Below are 16,324 nucleotides of genomic sequence, written 5' to 3'. Positions count from 1 at the left end.
AAACAAGGGGTGACGGGCAGGATGAAAACTGTACTTATGATGACCGCAGCGGCGCTTGCGCTGGCGTCTTGCGCGCCAAGCGTGCCGGACAGCGGTGTGGGTTTCGAGGATTACCAGACCTACGCGCAGCGCCAGCAGGCGGCTGAGCAGGCCGGCGCGGCCCCCCTGCCCGGCATCCGTCCGGGACAGAGCGTGGTGCAGGCGCCTACAGGCGCTGCACCCGACAGCGATGCCGATGCCACGGCGCGGGTGCGTGCGGCGGCGGCCAACAGCGGCATCACCCCGCTCGAGGCCTCGCCCGGCAACACCCCGCCGCCGCTGGTAAGCGAGCCGCAGGTGGTGACCAACGCCGCCGGTATTTCGAACGAGAACAGCTTCGAAGCGGTGAGCGCCGAGCGCGACATCGGCGCCGACGCCGCGCTGATCGCCCAGAACCGATCGCAATATCACGTGGTTGCGCCGACCGACCTGCCGCCGCGCCCCGATGGCACCGGGCCGAACGTGGTGGAATACGCGCTGCGCACGTCGAACCCTGTCGGCTCGCCGATGTATGATCGCAAGGGGCGCTACGATGGCAACCGCATCAGCGCCGCCTGCAACGCCTATGCCTCGCCGGATCTGGCGCAGGCGGCCTTCCTGTCCGAAGGTGGCCCGCAGAAAGACCGCAAGGGGCTTGACCCCGATGGCGACGGCTTTGCCTGTTCGTGGGATCCCGCGCCGTTCCGCGCGGCGCGCGGCGGCTGACCCCGGTCTGGCATCCGTCTGACAATTTCGGCCAGCGCCGCCTTGGCGCTCGGCCCGATATCGTCGTGATCCACTATACCGCTATGGCCTCGGCCACGGCCGCGCGGGATTGGCTGTGCAACCCCGCTTCGGAGGTCTCGGCGCATTACGTCATCGCCCGCACCGGCCAGTGCTGGCAGTTGGTGCGCGAAGACATGCGGGCATGGCACGCTGGGCGCGGCGCATGGGGCAGCATAAACGATGTCAATTCGCACTCGATCGGCATCGAGCTGGCGAACACCGGGGCCGAGCCCTTTGCCGAGGCGCAGATGCGCTCGCTCGAAACGCTGCTGCCGGGGATTCTCGCGCGCTGGGACATCCCCGCGCATCGGGTGATCGGCCATTCCGACATGGCGCCGGGGCGCAAGATCGACCCCGGCCCGATGTTCGACTGGCCGCGACTGGCGGACAAAGATCTGGCGGTGTGCCCCGAGCCGGGCCACGCCCCCGGCGATTTCCACGCCGACCTGCGCCGCTTTGGCTATGTCTTCAGCGAAGCGCAGCACGCGCCGCTGCTGGCCGCGTTCCGCGCCCGCTTTCGCCCCGGCGTGCAGGGGCCAATCGACGACACCGATGCGCGGCTTGCCCGGGCGCTGGCCGAACGCTGGCCCACCGTCTGAGGGTCAGGTGCTGTAAGCGGCCAGAAACATCCGCACGGCGGCGCGGGCGGTGTGTTCGATCTCGGCCTCGGGCGGCACGTCCTGTCGGCGCCCGAACAACCGGGCCCGCCATGTACCGGCGGTCGACAGTTCGACCAGTTGCACCGCTGCAAGGTCGGGATCCTCGATGCGCAGATTTCCCGCCTCGGCCTCGCGGGTCAGGAAATCGGTCAGGCAGCCATGGAAATGCCGCGCCCCGGCGTCGTAAAAGCGCCTGCCCAGTTCGGGCATCCGGTCTACCACGCTGACCACGATGCGCTGCGCCCGGATCACGTCATCGGAATTGAGCTGCGTCGACAGGCCGATGGCATAGGCCAGCAGCCGCTCTTCGGTGCTGCCCGCCTCTGCCAGCCGCTCGGAGATTCCGGCGAAGAAGGCGCTGCGCCGGCCTTCGATCAAGGCGACGAACAGGTCTTCCTTGCTGTCGAAATAGACATACAGCGTGCCCTTCGACACCCCTGCCGCCTTGCAGATGCTGTTCATTGAGGCGGCATCGAACCCCTGTTCGACAAAGATCCGCCACGCGCCATCCAGAATCTGGCGGCGTTTGTCGGGGTCTTGCCCGGCGGCATGACGGCGCTTTTGCGCGCAGCTTTCATCGATCTTTGTGCTCATGCCACGCTTTATAATCGAACCCACTGGTTCGATGAAGTCTTGATTTTGAGTCCGGGATGCCCTAGTTGCCATCGAACCGATCGGTTCGATCCGCCTTCTCCCCATATTTCCTCTTTGAAAGACCGCCCCATGACCGCCGCCGAGACGCCCGAAAAGAAAAGCCGCAAGAAACCCATTCTGGCCAGCATCGCGCTGTTGGCCCTGCTTGGGGGCGGCTTTGAGGGCTACCAGTACTGGACGAATGGGCGGTTTCTGGTGGAGACCGATGATGCCTATGTCCAAGCCGATATGTCGCTGGTGTCGTCCAAGCTGCAAGGCTACGTCGCCGACATTCCGGTGCAGGCCAACCAGCACGTGAGCAAGGGCGATGTGCTGGTGCGGATCGAAGACGGCGATTACCGCATCGCACTGGAACAGGCGCAAGCCAAGCTGCTGACGCTGTCGCGCACGCTGGCGCGGGTCGACGCGCAGATCCTCGCCGCGCAGGCCAGCGTCACGCAGGCCGAAGCCCAGCTTGCGGCATCCGATGCGGCGCTGCATGCCGCCGAGACCTCGCAGGCCCGGATCGAAGGCTTGCGGGCACGCGGTGTCTCGTCTCAGGCCGATCTGGACGATGCCAATGAGGCGCTGGAAACCAGCCGCGCCAACCGGCAGGCGGCGCTCGCCACCATCGCCGGGGCGAAGGCGGATGTCGATGTGCTCAAGGCGCAGCGAGAGGAAAGCGAATCCTCGCGCCGCGCGCTTCAGCTCGACATTGACCAGGCCCAGCGCAATCTGGATCACACGGTGCTGCGCGCGCCATTTGATGGCACCGTCGCCAACATCGCCATCGAAGAGGGCGAACTGGTCAGCATTGGCGCGAAGCTTGCCGTGGTGGTCCCCGATCGCGGGCTCTATGTCGAGGCGAATTTCAAGGAAACCCAGCTGGCCGGCATTACGCCGGGCGAAACCGCCAAGATCCGCATCGACGCGCTGGAGGACCACGAGATCGAAGGCCGCGTGGTGTCGCTCGCCCCGGCCACCGGCTCGGAATTCTCGCTTTTGCCCACCGAGAACGCGACAGGCAACTTCACCAAGATCGTGCAGCGCGTGCCGGTGCGCATCGAGCTGCCCGAAGGCACGCCGGGCCTGCGCGCCGGCCTGTCCGTCGTGGTCGAGATCGACCGGCGCACCGCTCCCGAAGGCACAGCAGTGGCGCAGGCGCTGCAATGAGCGCCCCCGCTGCCCAGCCAGAACCCGAGATGACGCCGCGTCGCATCGCGGCGTTCTTCGTCATGGTGTTCGGCATGTTCATGGCGATCCTCGACATCCAGATCGTCTCGGCCTCGCTTCCCGAGATTCAGGCCGGGCTTGGCGCCTCGTCGGATGAAATCAGCTGGGTGCAGACCTCGTATCTGATCGCCGAGGTGGTGATGATCCCGCTGTCGGGCCTGCTGGGGCGGATGATGTCGACGCGCTACCTGTTCGCCGTGTCGGCGGCGGGCTTCACGGCCGCATCCTTCATGTGCGCCACCTCCAGCAGCATCACCGAAATGATCCTGTGGCGCGCGGTGCAGGGTTTTTTGGGCGGCGGCATGATCCCGTCGGTGTTCGCCGCGGCCTTTACCATCTTTCCGCCCTCCAAACGCGCCATCGTATCGCCGATGATTGGCCTTGTGGCGACGCTTGCCCCCACGGTCGGCCCCACGGTCGGCGGCTATCTCAGCCATGCCATGTCGTGGCACTGGCTGTTCCTCGTCAATGTACCGGCGGGCATTCTGGTCACCATTGGCGCGCTGTCCCTGATCGATTTCGACAAGCCCGAATGGTCGCTGTTCACCAGTTTCGACTGGATCGGCCTTGGCGCGCTGGCCTGTTTCCTTGGAGGCATGGAATTCGTGCTGGAAGAAGGCCCCGGCAACGACTGGTTCGAAGACGAGATGGTGCTGATCCTGTTCGTCGTGATGGTGCTGGGGGGAATCGTCACCTTCTGGCGGGCCTTCACGCTGAAGAATCCCATCGTCGACTTTTCGGCCTTTGCGAACACCAATTTTGCCGTCGGCTCGGTCTTCAGCTTCGTCATGGGCATCGGACTGTACGGGATGACCTATCTGTATCCGCTCTATCTGGCGCAGATCCGCGGCTATGACAGCCTGATGACCGGCCAGACGGTGTTCGTGTCGGGCATGGCGATGTTCTTCACTGCACCCATCGCCGGGATGCTGTCATCGAAGATGGATCTGAGGCTGATGCTGTTGCTCGGCTTTCTGGGCTTTGGCACGTCGTCATGGATGTTGACCGGCATGACCGCCGACTGGGATTTCAATGAATTGCTGGTGCCGCAGATCCTGCGCGGCATATCGCTGATGATCTGCATGGTGCCGATCAACAACCTTGCGCTTGGCACGCTGGAGCGCTCGAAGATGAAAAACGCCTCGGGGCTCTACAACCTGATGCGCAACCTTGGCGGCGCCGTGGGGCTGGCCGTGATCAACACGCTGCTGACCGATCGCGGCGCGCTGCATACCGCGCGCCTGTCCGAAACCATCAACTGGTCCAATCCCGAGGCGCTGCGCCAGCTGGACCTGATGGCGGCGAACCTGACAGCGCAGGGCCTCGACGGACCCCGCGGCGCGCTGTCGCAGATGGTTGCGCGGGTGGCGCAGCAGGCCACGGTCATGAGCTTCATCGACGTGTTCACCCTGATCACCGCGCTGTTCGTCGGGCTGGCGGTGCTGGCGCTGGCGATGAAACCGCCGCGCGCGGCGGCGGGGGGCGGTGGGCACTGACGGCTCGACGGCGGGCGGGCGATGGCGCATAAGCGGGGCATGTTCCGCCTGCCCATCGACGACGCCCTGCCCGCCCTTATCGACGCGCTGAAAACGCGCGGCCGCGCCGTGCTGCAAGCCCCCCCCGGCGCGGGCAAGACCACCCGCGTGCCGCTGGCCATGCTCGACGCAGGGCTGACGGACGGCAAGATCCTGATGCTCGAGCCGCGCCGCCTTGCCGCGCGCGCCGCCGCGCAACGGCTGGCGGAAACCCTTGGAGAAGTTCCGGGCGAGCGTATCGGCTACCGCATCCGGGGCGAGGCGAAATCGTCCAGATCCACCCGCGTCGAGGTGGTGACCGAAGGCATCCTGACCCGGATGATCCAGTCCGATCCCGACCTGCCCGGCATTGGCGCGGTACTGTTCGATGAATTTCACGAACGCTCGCTCAACGCCGATCTGGGGCTGGCGCTGTGCCTTGAAATTGCCGGCGCCCTGCGCGACGATCTGATCCTGCTGGCGATGTCGGCGACGCTGGATGCCGCCCCGGTGGCGGCGCTGATGGATGCGCCCATCGTGACCTCGCAAGGGCGCGCCTTTCCGGTCGAAACCCGCTGGCTGGACAAGCCCGTGCCGAAAGGTCGCCGGTTCGAAGACTCGCTCTCTGATCTGATCGTGCAGGCCGCCGCTGAAACAAAAGGCGGGATGCTTGCCTTTCTGCCCGGCGAAGGCGAAATCCGCCGCACCGAGGCGCTGCTGCGATCCCGCATGCCCGCCGATGTCACCATCCGCCCGCTGTTCGGCGCGATGGAATTTTCGGCCCAGCGCGCGGCGATCCAGCCCGAATCCCAAGGGCGCAAGCTGGTGCTTGCCACCTCGATCGCGGAAACCTCGCTGACCATCGAGGACATCCGCGTGGTGATCGACGGCGGGCGGGCGCGGCGGGCGCGCTTCGATCCCGGCTCGGGCATGTCGCGCCTTGTGACCGAGCGCGTCACCCGCGCCGAGGCCACGCAGCGCGCCGGGCGCGCAGGCCGGGTGGCGCAAGGCGTGTCTTACCGGCTCTGGACCAAGGGCGAAGAGGGCGCGCAGCTGGCCTTTCCCCCGGCAGAAATCGAAAGCGCCGACCTTGCCGGGCTGGCGCTGGAACTGGCGCTCTGGGGCACTGTGCCGGGCGATCTGCCGTTTCTCACCGCGCCGAACCCCGGCGCCTATGCCGAGGCGCAAGCGCTGCTGCACATGCTGGGCGCGCTGGATGCGAAGGGGCGCATCACCGCGCATGGGCGCAGGCTCGCCGCGCTGCCGCTGCACCCGCGCCTTGCGCATATGCTGGAACTGGGCGGTCCGGAGGCTGCGCCGCTGGCGGCGCTGCTGGCCGACCGCGATCCGATCAAGGGCGCGCCCAGCGATCTGCTGCTGCGGCTTGAGGCGCTGCGCGATGCCCGCCGGTTTGCGCAGACTCGGCCCTATGGCCTAAACCGCCCGTCGCTCGAGCGTATCCGGGCCGAGGCACGGCGGCTGAAAGCGCGCAGCACCAAGGGCCCCGCGCAGGGCGCTGCCGCGCTGGCGGCGCTGGCCTATCCCGACCGCATCGGCCTGCGCCGCAAGGGCGATGCCGCCCACTATCAGCTTTCTGGCGGCAAGGGCGCGGTGATGGACGACGCCGACCCGCTGGCAAGCGCCCGGCTGATCGTCGTCACCGACACCGACGGCAACCCGCGCGAGGCCCGTATCCGGCAGGCGATCCAGATCACCGAAAGCGAGCTGCGGGCGCTGTTTGCCGACCAGATCGTCTGGGAGGACAGCTGTGCCTGGTCGAAACGCGAGCGCCGGGTGGTGGCGCGGCGGCAGGAAAAGCTCGGGGCCATCGCGCTGGATGACCGGCTGTGGAAAGACGCACCTGCCGAGGCGGTGGCCCGCGCCATGCTGGACGGAGTGCGCGATCTGGGCCTGTCGCTGAGCGATGCCGCACGGCGCTTTGCCGCCCGCGTGGCGCTGGGGCGCGACGGCGGGCTTGATCTGCCCGATATGTCCGATCCTGCGCTGCTGGACACGCTTGAGGATTGGCTGTTGCCGTTTCTGAGCGGCGTGAAGACCGCCGAGGACTGGAAGCGCTTCGACCCGCTGCCGGCGCTGCGGGCCCGGCTGGACTGGGGGCAGATGCAGGCGCTGGATACGGCGGTGCCGGGGCGCTTTGTCACGCCGCTTGGCCGCGAGATTCCCATCGACTATTCCGGCGAACATCCGCAGATCGAGCTGCGCATTCAGGAGATGTTCGGCCAACGCAGCCATCCGCTGGTCGGGCGCACGCCCTTGCGGGTGACGCTGCTGTCTCCGGCGCGCAGGCCGGTGCAGACCACGATGGACATTCCCGGTTTCTGGGAGGGCTCCTACGCCGATGTGCGCAAGGACATGAAGGCGCAATACCCGCGCCACCCTTGGCCCGAAGACCCGCGCGAGGCGGATCCAACCCTTCGTGCCAAGCCGCGCGGGCAGTAGGGGGCGTTGCCCCCCGCGCGTTGCGCTCCCCCAGGATATTTCTGGCCAGAAGAAGATGCGGGCGTCGGTCTTGGTATCAGCCATGGGGCGCATCCTTGCCATCGCGGCGTGCGACCCCATGGCGGGCGAAGGAATGAACTTGGGCCTGCGGTGCCCCTCGGACGCCGAGGGCTGTACAGAGCAGCGAAATCGAAACGCCTGTCGTGATCGCGCTGGTAACGGGGGGCCGGTCATCGGCAGCTTTTCGAGCCGCGCAAGGATCAGCTGGCCGCGGAACGCCTTGGAGATGTCATCATGCGATCAGGCGCGGATGATGCAGCCCGCGCCGTTTGTGCGATGCGTCCCATCGTTGGATTGGCCGAGGCTCACCGCCACGATCAACGTCCACTTACCCTCTTACCCCCTCGCAGCGTCGCGGATTGCATCGAATGTCGCATCATGCGCGAGCCAATTATCTTGGCACACCAACAAGACAAGCCCGACGACGGAGAGGTCGCGTTGGACATGCCGCGCCTGCGTTGTTCACCCTGTCGCCCTTTCTCGAGCAGCGGGCTCTGTATTCGGGCGGCGGGCGCGCCTGTACTGCGCGATCATGCAGCGAGGATGGGGCGGGACATGCGAACGGAACCCACGCCCTGCCCCCAGATTGTGCCACGCACGGTGTGGGATCAACCGCCGACGCACCAGCGCATGATGGCCTTTTGCGCATGGAGGCGGTTTTCGGCCTCGTCCCAGATCACCGATTGCGCACCGTCCATCACTTCGGAGGTGACTTCTTCGCCGCGATGCGCTGGCAGGCAATGCATGAACAGTGCGTCCTTGCCGGCCGCTTCCATCAGCGCTTCGTTGACCTGATAGGGGCGCAGCATGTTGTGGCGCCGCTCTCGGGCCGATTGCGCGTCATGCATCGAAACCCAGGTATCGGCGACGATCAGATCGGCGCCCTCGACCGCCTTGAAGGCATCGCGCTCGATGGTGATGGTGGAGCCAGCGCTGCGGGCAAGGCCGACGAACTCCATTTCCGGATCGAGCTGCACCGGGCCGGTGAAGGTCAGATCGAAGCCGAATTGCCCGGCGGCGTGCAGGAAGGACGCGCACACATTGTTGCCATCGCCGCACCAGACCACCTTCTTGCCCGCAATGGGGCCTCGATGTTCCTCGAAGGTCAGGATGTCGGCCATGATCTGGCAGGGGTGGGTGCGGTCTGTCAGCCCGTTGATCACCGGCACCGAGGCATATTCGGCCATCTCTTCGAGAACCGATTCATCGAAGGTGCGGATCATGATCATGTCGACGAAGCGCGACAGCACGCGGGCGGTGTCGGCGATGGTTTCGCCGTGGCCGAGCTGCATATCGGAGCCCGAGAGCACCATCGTCTGCCCGCCCATCTGGCGCACGCCCACATCGAAGCTGACCCGTGTGCGGGTCGAGGGTTTTTCGAAGATCAGCGCGACCATGCGGTCCTTGAGCGGCAGATCGTCATCGGGCGCGGCCTGAGGGCGACCCTTGCGGGTGTTCTTGATCTGTTTCGCGGTATCGATGATGGCGCGCAGATCGGTTTTGTCGGTCTTGTGAATATCGAGAAAATGTTTCATTTTTCTTGCTTTTTTCAAGGGAGGATGGGGGCGCTGCCCCCCTGTCGCCTGACGGCGCCATTCCCCCCGGGATATTTATGGCCAGAAGAAGCTCAGGCCGTTTCGAGGGCGGTGGCGGCGGCGTCAAGGCGGGCGGTGGCCTCGGCGATTTCGTCATCAGTGATGTTCAAGGGCGGCAGCAGGCGCACGATGTTGTCGGCGGCCGGAACGGTGATCACCAGCGCGTCGTAGCCCTTTTTAACGAAATCGGCCGGGGCCTGTCTGGTTTTCAGACCCAGCATCAGGCCCATGCCGCGTACCTCTTCGAAAGTTTCCGGGTGGGCGGCGATCAGGCCTTCGAGCTTTTGGCGCAGCAGGCCGGCCTTGCGGTTGACCTCTGCCAGAAAGGCGGGATCTGCGACGTGGTCCATCACGGCGTTGCCCACCGCGCAGCCCAGCGGGTTGCCGCCGTAAGTCGAGCCATGGGTGCCGGGGGTCATGCCGCTGGCGGCGTCTTCGGTGGCCAGCACCGCGCCCAGCGGGAAGCCGCCGCCGATGCCCTTGGCGACCATCATGATGTCGGGTTCAATCCCGGCCCATTCATGGGCGAAGAGCTTGCCGGTGCGGCCCATGCCGCATTGCACCTCGTCGAGGATCAGCAGGATGCCGCGTTCGTCGCACAGATCACGCATCCATCTCAAGGTGGAGTCGGGCAGCGGGCGGATGCCGCCTTCGCCCTGCACCGGCTCGATCAGGATGGCGCCCACGGTGTCGGTGATGGCCGCGAGCAGCGCATCGTTGTCGCCGAACGGCAGGTGCACGAAGCCCGGCAGCAGCGGGCCGAAGCCCTTGACCATCTTTTCCGACCCGGCGGCGGCGATGCCGGCCGAGCTGCGCCCGTGGAAGCTGCCCGAGAAGGTGAGGATGTCGGTCTTTTCCGGCTGGCCCTTGTCGTACCAGTACTTGCGGGCCATCTTGACCGCCAGCTCGCAGGCCTCGGTTCCCGAGTTGGTGAAGAACACCGTATCGGCGAAGGTCGCGTCCACCAGCTTGTCGGCCAGCGCCTGCTGTTGCGGGATCTCGTAGAGGTTGGAGACATGCCACAGCTTGCCCGCCTGTTCGGTCAGCGCGGCGACCAGCGCGGGGTTGGCGTGGCCAAGCGCGTTGACGGCGATGCCGCTGCCCAGATCGAGGAATCGGCGCCCGTCTTCCTCCACCAGCCAGGTGCCTTCCCCCTTCACGAAGTGAAGCGGGGCGCGGGAATAGGTGGGCAGGACGGACGGGATCATGCGTGATCTCCCATAGGTAAGGATCAGGCCCGATTGGTGCCAAGCGCCGGGGGCCAAGTCAAGTTGATGCGGGGGTAACAGACGTGCGAAGCGTAGCCTCCCCTGTCGGGGATACCGGGAAGAGCGTCAGGCTCGGCGGATGCGGATCGCGTGCGTCATGTGCGATCACATGACAGGTTCGCGCGGCGCGTGCAAGAGGGCTGCGTTTACGAAGGCCGAATGGGTGGGCGCGCGTTATGCGAACGGATCATCCGGATAGCCCACGCCCATCAGGTACAGCCCGTCCGGCGGGCAGACCGGCCCGCAGGCCGCACGATCGCAAGCGTCGAGCGCGCGCTTCAGGTCCATCGGCGTCCATGCTCCGGTGCCGACCCGTTCCAGCGTGCCGACGATCGAGCGGACCTGATTGTGCAGGAAGCTACGGGCGCGCAGATGAAAGCGCAGCTCTGTGCCAGCAGGCGACTCCAGCTGTTCGACGCGGATCTCGTCCATCGTTTTGACCGGCGATTTGGCCTGACACATGGTCGAGCGGAAGGTGGTGAAATCATGCAGGCCGATCAGGTAGTTGGCCGCCTGCTGCATGGCATCGGCGTCCAGCGCGTTCTTCACCTGCCAGACCTGCCCGGCCTCCAGCGTCGCGGGGGCGCGGCGCACCAGCACCCGGTAGAGATAGCGCCGCTCGATCGCCGAGAAGCGGGCGTGCCAGTCTTGCGCGACCTGCGCGCATGCGCGGATCGCCACCGGAGCGGGGCGCAGATGGTGGTTGAGCGCCTCGGACAGGCGGAACGGGGTCCAGTCCTTTTGCAGATCGCAATGGGCCACCTGCCCGCGCCCATGCACGCCGGCATCGGTGCGCCCGGCGGCAGCGATGGTGTGCGAGCCGGGTTCGAGCCGGGTCAGCGCCGCCTCGATCACCCCTTGCACCGAGGGTTGATCGGCCTGCCTTTGCCATCCGGCAAAGGGCGCGCCATGGTATTCGATCAAAAGGGCATAGCGGGGCATGGGCGGCTCAGTACAATGGCTTTCGGGCAACGACAATGCTGCTTTTGGTCCAGCCCGCTTGAGATATCGGCGCAGTTTCTCTAGGGAACGTCGATCCAACCCCGTTTAACAGGCAAAGACCCCCACCCATGCTTTCCAGCGTCTGGCGCAGCTACATCCAACCGATGCTAAAACGGCCCGCGAACCTTCAGGTTGCGGCGCTGTGCTATCGGGCTGCGCCGACTGGCCTTGAGGTGCTGATGATCACCTCGCGCGAGACGCGGCGCTGGATCCTGCCCAAGGGCTGGCCGATGGCCGGGCGCAGATCCGGTGGCGCCGCCGCGCAGGAAGCCTGGGAAGAGGCTGGCGTCATCGCCGCGCCGCGCCCGCCCCGGCTGATCGGGCGCTATCGCTATGACAAGATCGCCGATGGCGGTCTGCCGATGCCGACGGATGTCGATGTCTTTGCCATCGAGGTGGCGCGGCTTGCCGATGACTTCCCCGAAGCGCATCAGCGCGAGCGCCGTTGGATGGCCCCCGCAGCGGCGGCGCAACTGGTTGCCGAGCCGGATCTGGCGCAGTTGCTGCGCGCCCTGCCCGTGCTGCCCTGCGCTGCGCCGGGCGCGGCCTGACCCGGATCGGACCCGCAGCCTAGTGTCGCACGATCTTCCCCCCACCGGCTGGAGCAGCCTCGATCGTGACCTCGACCGGATGTCGCGGCTCGAGGCAGCGAGCCTTTACGCCGCGCGCCCGCTGGTGGGCTTTGGCGTCGGCATGGTGTTCATTGCCGTCGCGGCGCTGGCGGCGGTGCTGGTGACCGGCCTTGGCGCGCAATCTCTGGCACTGGCGCTGGCGGCGGGATTTGCCGCCTTCATGGCACTGAGCATCGGCGCCAATGATGTCGCCAACAACATGGGCCCGGCGGTGGGCGCGCGCGCGCTCAGCATGGGCGGCGCCATCGCCATCGCCGCCATCTGCGAAAGCGCGGGGGCGTTGCTGGCGGGCGGCGAGGTCGTTACCACCGTGTCGACCGGGATCTTCGATCCCGCCGGGTTTGCTGACCCCGCGGCCTTTGTGCGCGCCATGCTGGCGGCCTTGCTGGCGGCGGCGATCTGGGTGAACGTCGCCACCTTTTCCGGGGCGCCAGTGTCGACCACCCATGCGTTGATCGGCGGCGTCGTCGGCGCCGGGCTGGTGGCCGGAGGCCCCGGCGCGATGGACTGGCCGACCATGGCGGCGATCGCGCTCAGCTGGGTGGTTTCGCCGCTGATGGGCGGTGCCTTTGCTGCCGCGATTCTCGCCTTTGTCGAGGCGCGCATCGTTTACGTCGAGGACAAGATCGCCGCGGCCAAGGTCTGGGTGCCGGTGCTGATCGGGGTCATGGCGGCGGCGTTTGCCGCCTATCTGGCGCTCAAGGGGCTCAGCCGGGTGATCTGGGTGCCGCTGGAACTGGCGCTTGCCATCGGGGCTGGCATCGGGCTTGCGGTCTGGGCGATCTCGGTGCCGCTGGTGCGGCGCGAGGCCAAGGGGCTGGAAAACCGCAACCGCTCGGTCAAGCGGCTGTTCCGGTTGCCGCTGGTGATCTCGGGCGCGCTGCTGTCCTTTGCGCATGGGGCCAATGATGTGGCCAACGCCGTCGGGCCGCTGGCCGCCGTGGTGCAGGTTCAGCACGGGGCCAGCGCGCTGGGGCGCTTTGCCATCCCCGACTGGGTGATGCTGATCGGCGCCTTGGGGATTTCGGTCGGGCTGGTGCTGTTCGGGCCGCGGCTGATCGGGCTGGTCGGCAACCGGATCACCAAGCTCAACCCGATCCGCGCCTATTGCGTGGCATTGTCTGCCGCCGTGACGGTGATCGCCGCCGCCGCGCTGGGGCTGCCTGTCAGCTCGACCCATATCGCCATCGGGGGCATCTTTGGCGTCGGGTTTTACCGCGAATTTTCTGCCTCGCGCCGGCCGCGCAGCCCGTCTCTGCCGATGCCAAGGCAGGAACGCGCCCGCCGCCGCCTTGTGCGCCGCTCACATTTCCTGACCATTATCGCGGCATGGGTGATCACCGTGCCTGCCGCCGGCGCCGTGTCGGCGGCGCTGTTCTGGGCGCTGTCGCGACTGGGCTTCATGGTCTGAGCCTCTGGCAACCTTGGCGAAGGGCCTCTATCTACAAAGGCAACCGCAGGAGGCAGCCCTTGGTTTTCGGACCCATCGGACAGATCGCAGACAGCATCACCCGCAGCGCGCAGGGGGTGGCCGATACCGTCGCCACGCCCTTTGTCGACCCGGTGATCCGGCTTGGTGTCACCGGGCTCAGCCGCGCCGGAAAGACGGTATTCATCACCTCGCTGGTGGCCAACCTGCTGGACCGCGCCCGGATGCCGCAACTGGTGGCCGAGGCCGAGGGCCGCATCCTTGCCGCCTACCTGCAACCCCAGCCCGATGACACCATGCCGCGCTTTGATTACGAGGCGAACCTCGGGATGCTGAGCGCCGCCACCCCGCGCTGGCCCGACAACACCCGCGCCGTGTCGCAGCTGCGCCTGTCGCTGAAACTGCGCCCCAAGGGGCTGCTGGCCGGGATCGGCGGCGATCGCAAGGTGCATATCGACATCGTGGACTACCCCGGAGAATGGCTGCTGGATCTGGGCCTGATGGGCAAAAGCTACGAGGACTGGTCGCTGGAAAGCCTTGGCCGCCTCGCGCAGCGGCCCGGCGGGGCGCAATACCTCGATATGGCGCGCGCCACGAACGCCAGCGAGCGTTTTGCCGAACCGGGCGCCAAGGCGCTGGCGGCCAGCTTTACGCAAGCGCTGCACGCGGCGCGCGATGCGGGGTTCTCTGACTGCACGCCGGGGCGCTTCCTGCTGCCCGGCGAAAAAGAAGGCAGCCCCGCGCTAACCTTTGCTCCGCTGCCGCCGCTGGGCAACGCGCCGCGCCAGTCGCTCTGGCGCGAGATGCAGCGCCGCTACGAGGCGTATAAGCGCCAGATCGTCGGCCCGTTCTTTCGCGACCATTTCAGCCGCATCGACCGGCAGGTGGTGCTGGTCGATGCGCTTGGCGCGATCCATGCCGGGCCCGCCGCGGTCGAGGATCTGCGCCGCACCATGGCCGAAATCCTGTCGGCCTTCCGCCCCGGCGGTAATGCGTTTCTGCGCCAGTTGCTGCTGGGCAAGCGGGTGGAAAAGATCCTGTTCGCCGCGACCAAGGCCGACCACCTGCACCATACCCAGCACCCCCGGCTGACCGCCATCATGGAGGCGCTGACCCGCGAGGCGCGTGACCGCGCCCGCTTTGCCGGAGCGCAGACCGGCGCCATGTCGATCGCCGCGCTGCGCGCCACGGTCGAGCAGACCCTACCGCATCAGGGCCGCGATCTGGACTGCGTGCGCGGCACCCTGATGAACGAGGACGGCACGCGCGGGCGCGCGGCGGCGTTCCATCCCGGCATGTTGCCCGAAGACCCTGCCCGCCTGCTTGGCCCCGCCCGCGAGGGCGCGCCGGCATGGCTCGATGGCGATTACGCCATCATGAAATTCGCCCCCGCGCCGCTGACGCTGAAACCCGGCGAAGGGCCGCCGCACATCCGGCTCGATCGGGCGGCGCAATTCCTGCTGGGGGACCGGCTGTGAGGCTGTTGCGCCCTGCCCGCAGCCTTGATGCCGGACGCCTTGGCGCGATGATGACCGAGGCCGCGCCGCACTGGAAGCCGATGCTGCACAGCGGCGCCGAAGACATTGCCCATGTCGGCGAGATGATCGCGCGCGGCTGGGTGACGGTGGCCGAACAGGGCGCGCCTGTCGGCTTCATCGCGCGCGAGGGCCGCTATATCCACGCGCTGTTCGTCAGCGCTGCGGCGCAACGCGCTGGCATCGGGCGCGCGCTTTTGGATGCGGCGCAGCAGGCCGAAGACCAGCTCGATCTGTGGACCTTCGAGGCCAACGCCCCCGCCCGCCGCTTCTATGAGTCGGCCGGCTTTACCGTTGTCGGGCGCGGCACTGGCACCAACAACGCCGAAGGTCTGCCCGACGTGCAGTACCGCTGGCAAAGCCCCACCCCGCAGCGACAGGAGCGCAAGGCATGAGTGACGAGCGTAACACCGGCCCGGTGCTGATCGACCTTGAGGGCGACGCCCCCGCCTCGCCGTCCGACGCCCCGCCGGTGCCCGAACCCGACAGCGCCCCGACCCTGCCCGAAGGGCGCGCCATGGCCACCGCTGCGGCGCTGGCCGCCCGCCGCCCGTCGCGCCTTGCGCGCTGGTTCTGGGGGCTGTTCGCGGCACTGCTGACGACGCTGGCGTCAGTCGCAGCATGGCAATTCGCGATGAACCTCATCGCCAGCGTGCCGCTGCTGGGCTACGCGGTCAGCGCGCTGCTGATCGCCTTTCTGGCGGTGGTGCTTGCCATCATGGTCAAGGAAATCGCCGCCCTCGCACGGCTTGGCGCGGTCGATGCGCTGCACCGCGCCGCCGATCTTGCGCTGGCCGATGACGATCTCAAGGGCGCGCATGCGGTGGTGGCAAAGCTCACGGCGCTATACGCCGGGCGAGACGACACCCGCTGGGGCCGCGAGCGTCTCAAAGACCGCGCGCCCGAGATTTTCGATGCGCAAGGCGTGCTGGGGCTGGCGGAAACCGAATTGCTCGGCCCGCTCGACATCGCCGCGCGGCGCGAGGTCGAGGCGGCGGCGCGGCAGGTCGCGACCGTCACCGCCTTCATCCCGCTGGCGCTGGCGGATGTGGCGGCGGCGCTGGGGGCCAACATCCGCATGATCCGCCGCATTGCCGAGATTTACGGCGGGCGATCTGGCACGCTGGGCAGCTGGCGGCTGGTGCGCGCGGTGATGTCACATCTTGTCGCCACTGGCGCGGTGGCGGTGGGCGATGACATGCTGGAGCCGATCCTTGGCGGCGGGTTGCTGGGCAAGCTGTCGCGCCGCTTTGGCGAGGGGCTGGTGAACGGCGCGCTGACCGCCCGCGTCGGCGTTGCCGCCATCGAGGTCTGCCGCCCGCTGCCCTTCAAGGCGAGCAAACGCCCCACCGCCCGCAGCATCGTGCGCACGGCGCTGGCCGGGTTGGTGCGCAGCGAGGCATGAAAAAGGCCGCTCTGTCGCGATGGTGTTGAAAAACTCGACCCGAATTTCCGGCCGGCGAGTTAGGCAGAGCGTTCCTGCTGATGTCTCACGCCGGT

Annotated in this window: 14 protein-coding genes; 10 read left to right on the top strand and 4 right to left on the bottom strand. The window is 67.3% G+C overall.

What is annotated here, in order from left to right; genetic code table 11:
• The first annotated feature begins 21 nt into the window (after positions 1 to 21).
• A complete protein-coding gene (locus tag Q4543_RS14840; RefSeq protein ID WP_303439334.1) occupies positions 22 to 744 on the top strand; it encodes a hypothetical protein in 723 nt (240 codons plus the stop codon).
• Positions 705 to 1,403, top strand: coding sequence for an N-acetylmuramoyl-L-alanine amidase (locus Q4543_RS14835; RefSeq protein WP_303439332.1), 699 nt, complete (start codon positions 705 to 707; stop codon positions 1,401 to 1,403). The genes Q4543_RS14840 and Q4543_RS14835 overlap by 40 nt, the downstream gene beginning before the upstream one ends.
• Positions 1,404 to 1,406: 3 nt before the next feature.
• On the opposite strand, the gene Q4543_RS14830 is transcribed toward Q4543_RS14835, so the two are convergent.
• The gene (locus tag Q4543_RS14830) at positions 1,407 to 2,057 is read right to left on the bottom strand and encodes a TetR/AcrR family transcriptional regulator (protein ID WP_303439330.1); all 651 of its coding nucleotides are present in this window, start codon (positions 2,055 to 2,057) and stop codon (positions 1,407 to 1,409) included.
• A gap of 129 nt (positions 2,058 to 2,186) precedes the next feature.
• Here Q4543_RS14830 and Q4543_RS14825 point away from each other — a divergent pair, with 129 nt between their 5' ends.
• The 3 genes from Q4543_RS14825 to hrpB are packed head-to-tail and all read left to right on the top strand — an operon-like array spanning position 2,187 to position 7,303.
• A complete protein-coding gene (locus tag Q4543_RS14825; protein ID WP_303439329.1) occupies positions 2,187 to 3,269 on the top strand; it encodes an HlyD family secretion protein in 1,083 nt (360 codons plus the stop codon).
• Positions 3,266 to 4,825, top strand: a complete 1,560-nt coding sequence (locus Q4543_RS14820; RefSeq protein ID WP_303439328.1) for a DHA2 family efflux MFS transporter permease subunit — start codon at positions 3,266 to 3,268, stop codon at positions 4,823 to 4,825. The genes Q4543_RS14825 and Q4543_RS14820 overlap by 4 nt, the downstream gene beginning before the upstream one ends.
• Positions 4,826 to 4,864: 39 nt before the next feature.
• Positions 4,865 to 7,303: an ATP-dependent helicase HrpB gene (gene hrpB, locus Q4543_RS14815; protein WP_303439327.1), complete on the top strand. Its 2,439-nt coding sequence runs from the start codon at positions 4,865 to 4,867 to the stop codon at positions 7,301 to 7,303.
• Positions 7,304 to 7,971: 668 nt separating this feature from the next.
• Here hrpB and argF read toward each other — a convergent pair.
• From argF to truA, 3 genes are all read right to left on the bottom strand, one after another.
• Complete coding sequence (gene argF / locus Q4543_RS14810) at positions 7,972 to 8,898, bottom strand: ornithine carbamoyltransferase (protein ID WP_303439325.1); 927 nt, start codon at positions 8,896 to 8,898, stop codon at positions 7,972 to 7,974.
• Between the two features lie 92 nt (positions 8,899 to 8,990).
• On the bottom strand, positions 8,991 to 10,166 hold the full coding sequence (locus Q4543_RS14805; RefSeq protein ID WP_303439323.1) for an aspartate aminotransferase family protein: 1,176 nt from the start codon (positions 10,164 to 10,166) through the stop codon (positions 8,991 to 8,993).
• Positions 10,167 to 10,400: 234 nt separating this feature from the next.
• Complete coding sequence (gene truA, locus Q4543_RS14800; protein WP_303439321.1) at positions 10,401 to 11,168, bottom strand: tRNA pseudouridine(38-40) synthase TruA; 768 nt, start codon at positions 11,166 to 11,168, stop codon at positions 10,401 to 10,403.
• A 128-nt stretch (positions 11,169 to 11,296) separates the two neighbouring features.
• Here truA and Q4543_RS14795 point away from each other — a divergent pair, with 128 nt between their 5' ends.
• The 5 genes from Q4543_RS14795 to Q4543_RS14775 all read left to right on the top strand — a co-directional run bounded on the left by Q4543_RS14795 (position 11,297) and on the right by Q4543_RS14775 (position 16,229).
• On the top strand, positions 11,297 to 11,779 hold the full coding sequence (locus Q4543_RS14795; RefSeq protein ID WP_303439320.1) for an NUDIX hydrolase: 483 nt from the start codon (positions 11,297 to 11,299) through the stop codon (positions 11,777 to 11,779).
• 79 nt (positions 11,780 to 11,858) lie between these two features.
• Positions 11,859 to 13,271, top strand: a complete 1,413-nt coding sequence (locus Q4543_RS14790) for an inorganic phosphate transporter (protein ID WP_303439413.1) — start codon at positions 11,859 to 11,861, stop codon at positions 13,269 to 13,271.
• Positions 13,272 to 13,330: 59 nt separating this feature from the next.
• Positions 13,331 to 14,767, top strand: a complete 1,437-nt coding sequence (locus Q4543_RS14785; protein ID WP_303439318.1) for a YcjX family protein — start codon at positions 13,331 to 13,333, stop codon at positions 14,765 to 14,767.
• Entirely contained in the window at positions 14,764 to 15,219 is a 456-nt protein-coding gene (locus tag Q4543_RS14780; RefSeq protein WP_303439316.1) for a GNAT family N-acetyltransferase, read from the top strand. Before Q4543_RS14785 ends, Q4543_RS14780 begins: the two co-directional genes overlap by 4 nt.
• Positions 15,216 to 16,229, top strand: a complete 1,014-nt coding sequence (locus tag Q4543_RS14775) for a YcjF family protein (RefSeq protein ID WP_303439314.1) — start codon at positions 15,216 to 15,218, stop codon at positions 16,227 to 16,229. Before Q4543_RS14780 ends, Q4543_RS14775 begins: the two co-directional genes overlap by 4 nt.
• The last annotated feature ends 95 nt before the right edge of the window (positions 16,230 to 16,324 follow it).

This window comes from Salipiger sp. 1_MG-2023 (assembly GCF_030547555.1).
Lineage (GTDB): Bacteria > Pseudomonadota > Alphaproteobacteria > Rhodobacterales > Rhodobacteraceae > Salipiger.
Note: the sequence above shows the minus strand (reverse complement) of the source record. Positions and strands in the feature narration are given on the sequence as shown.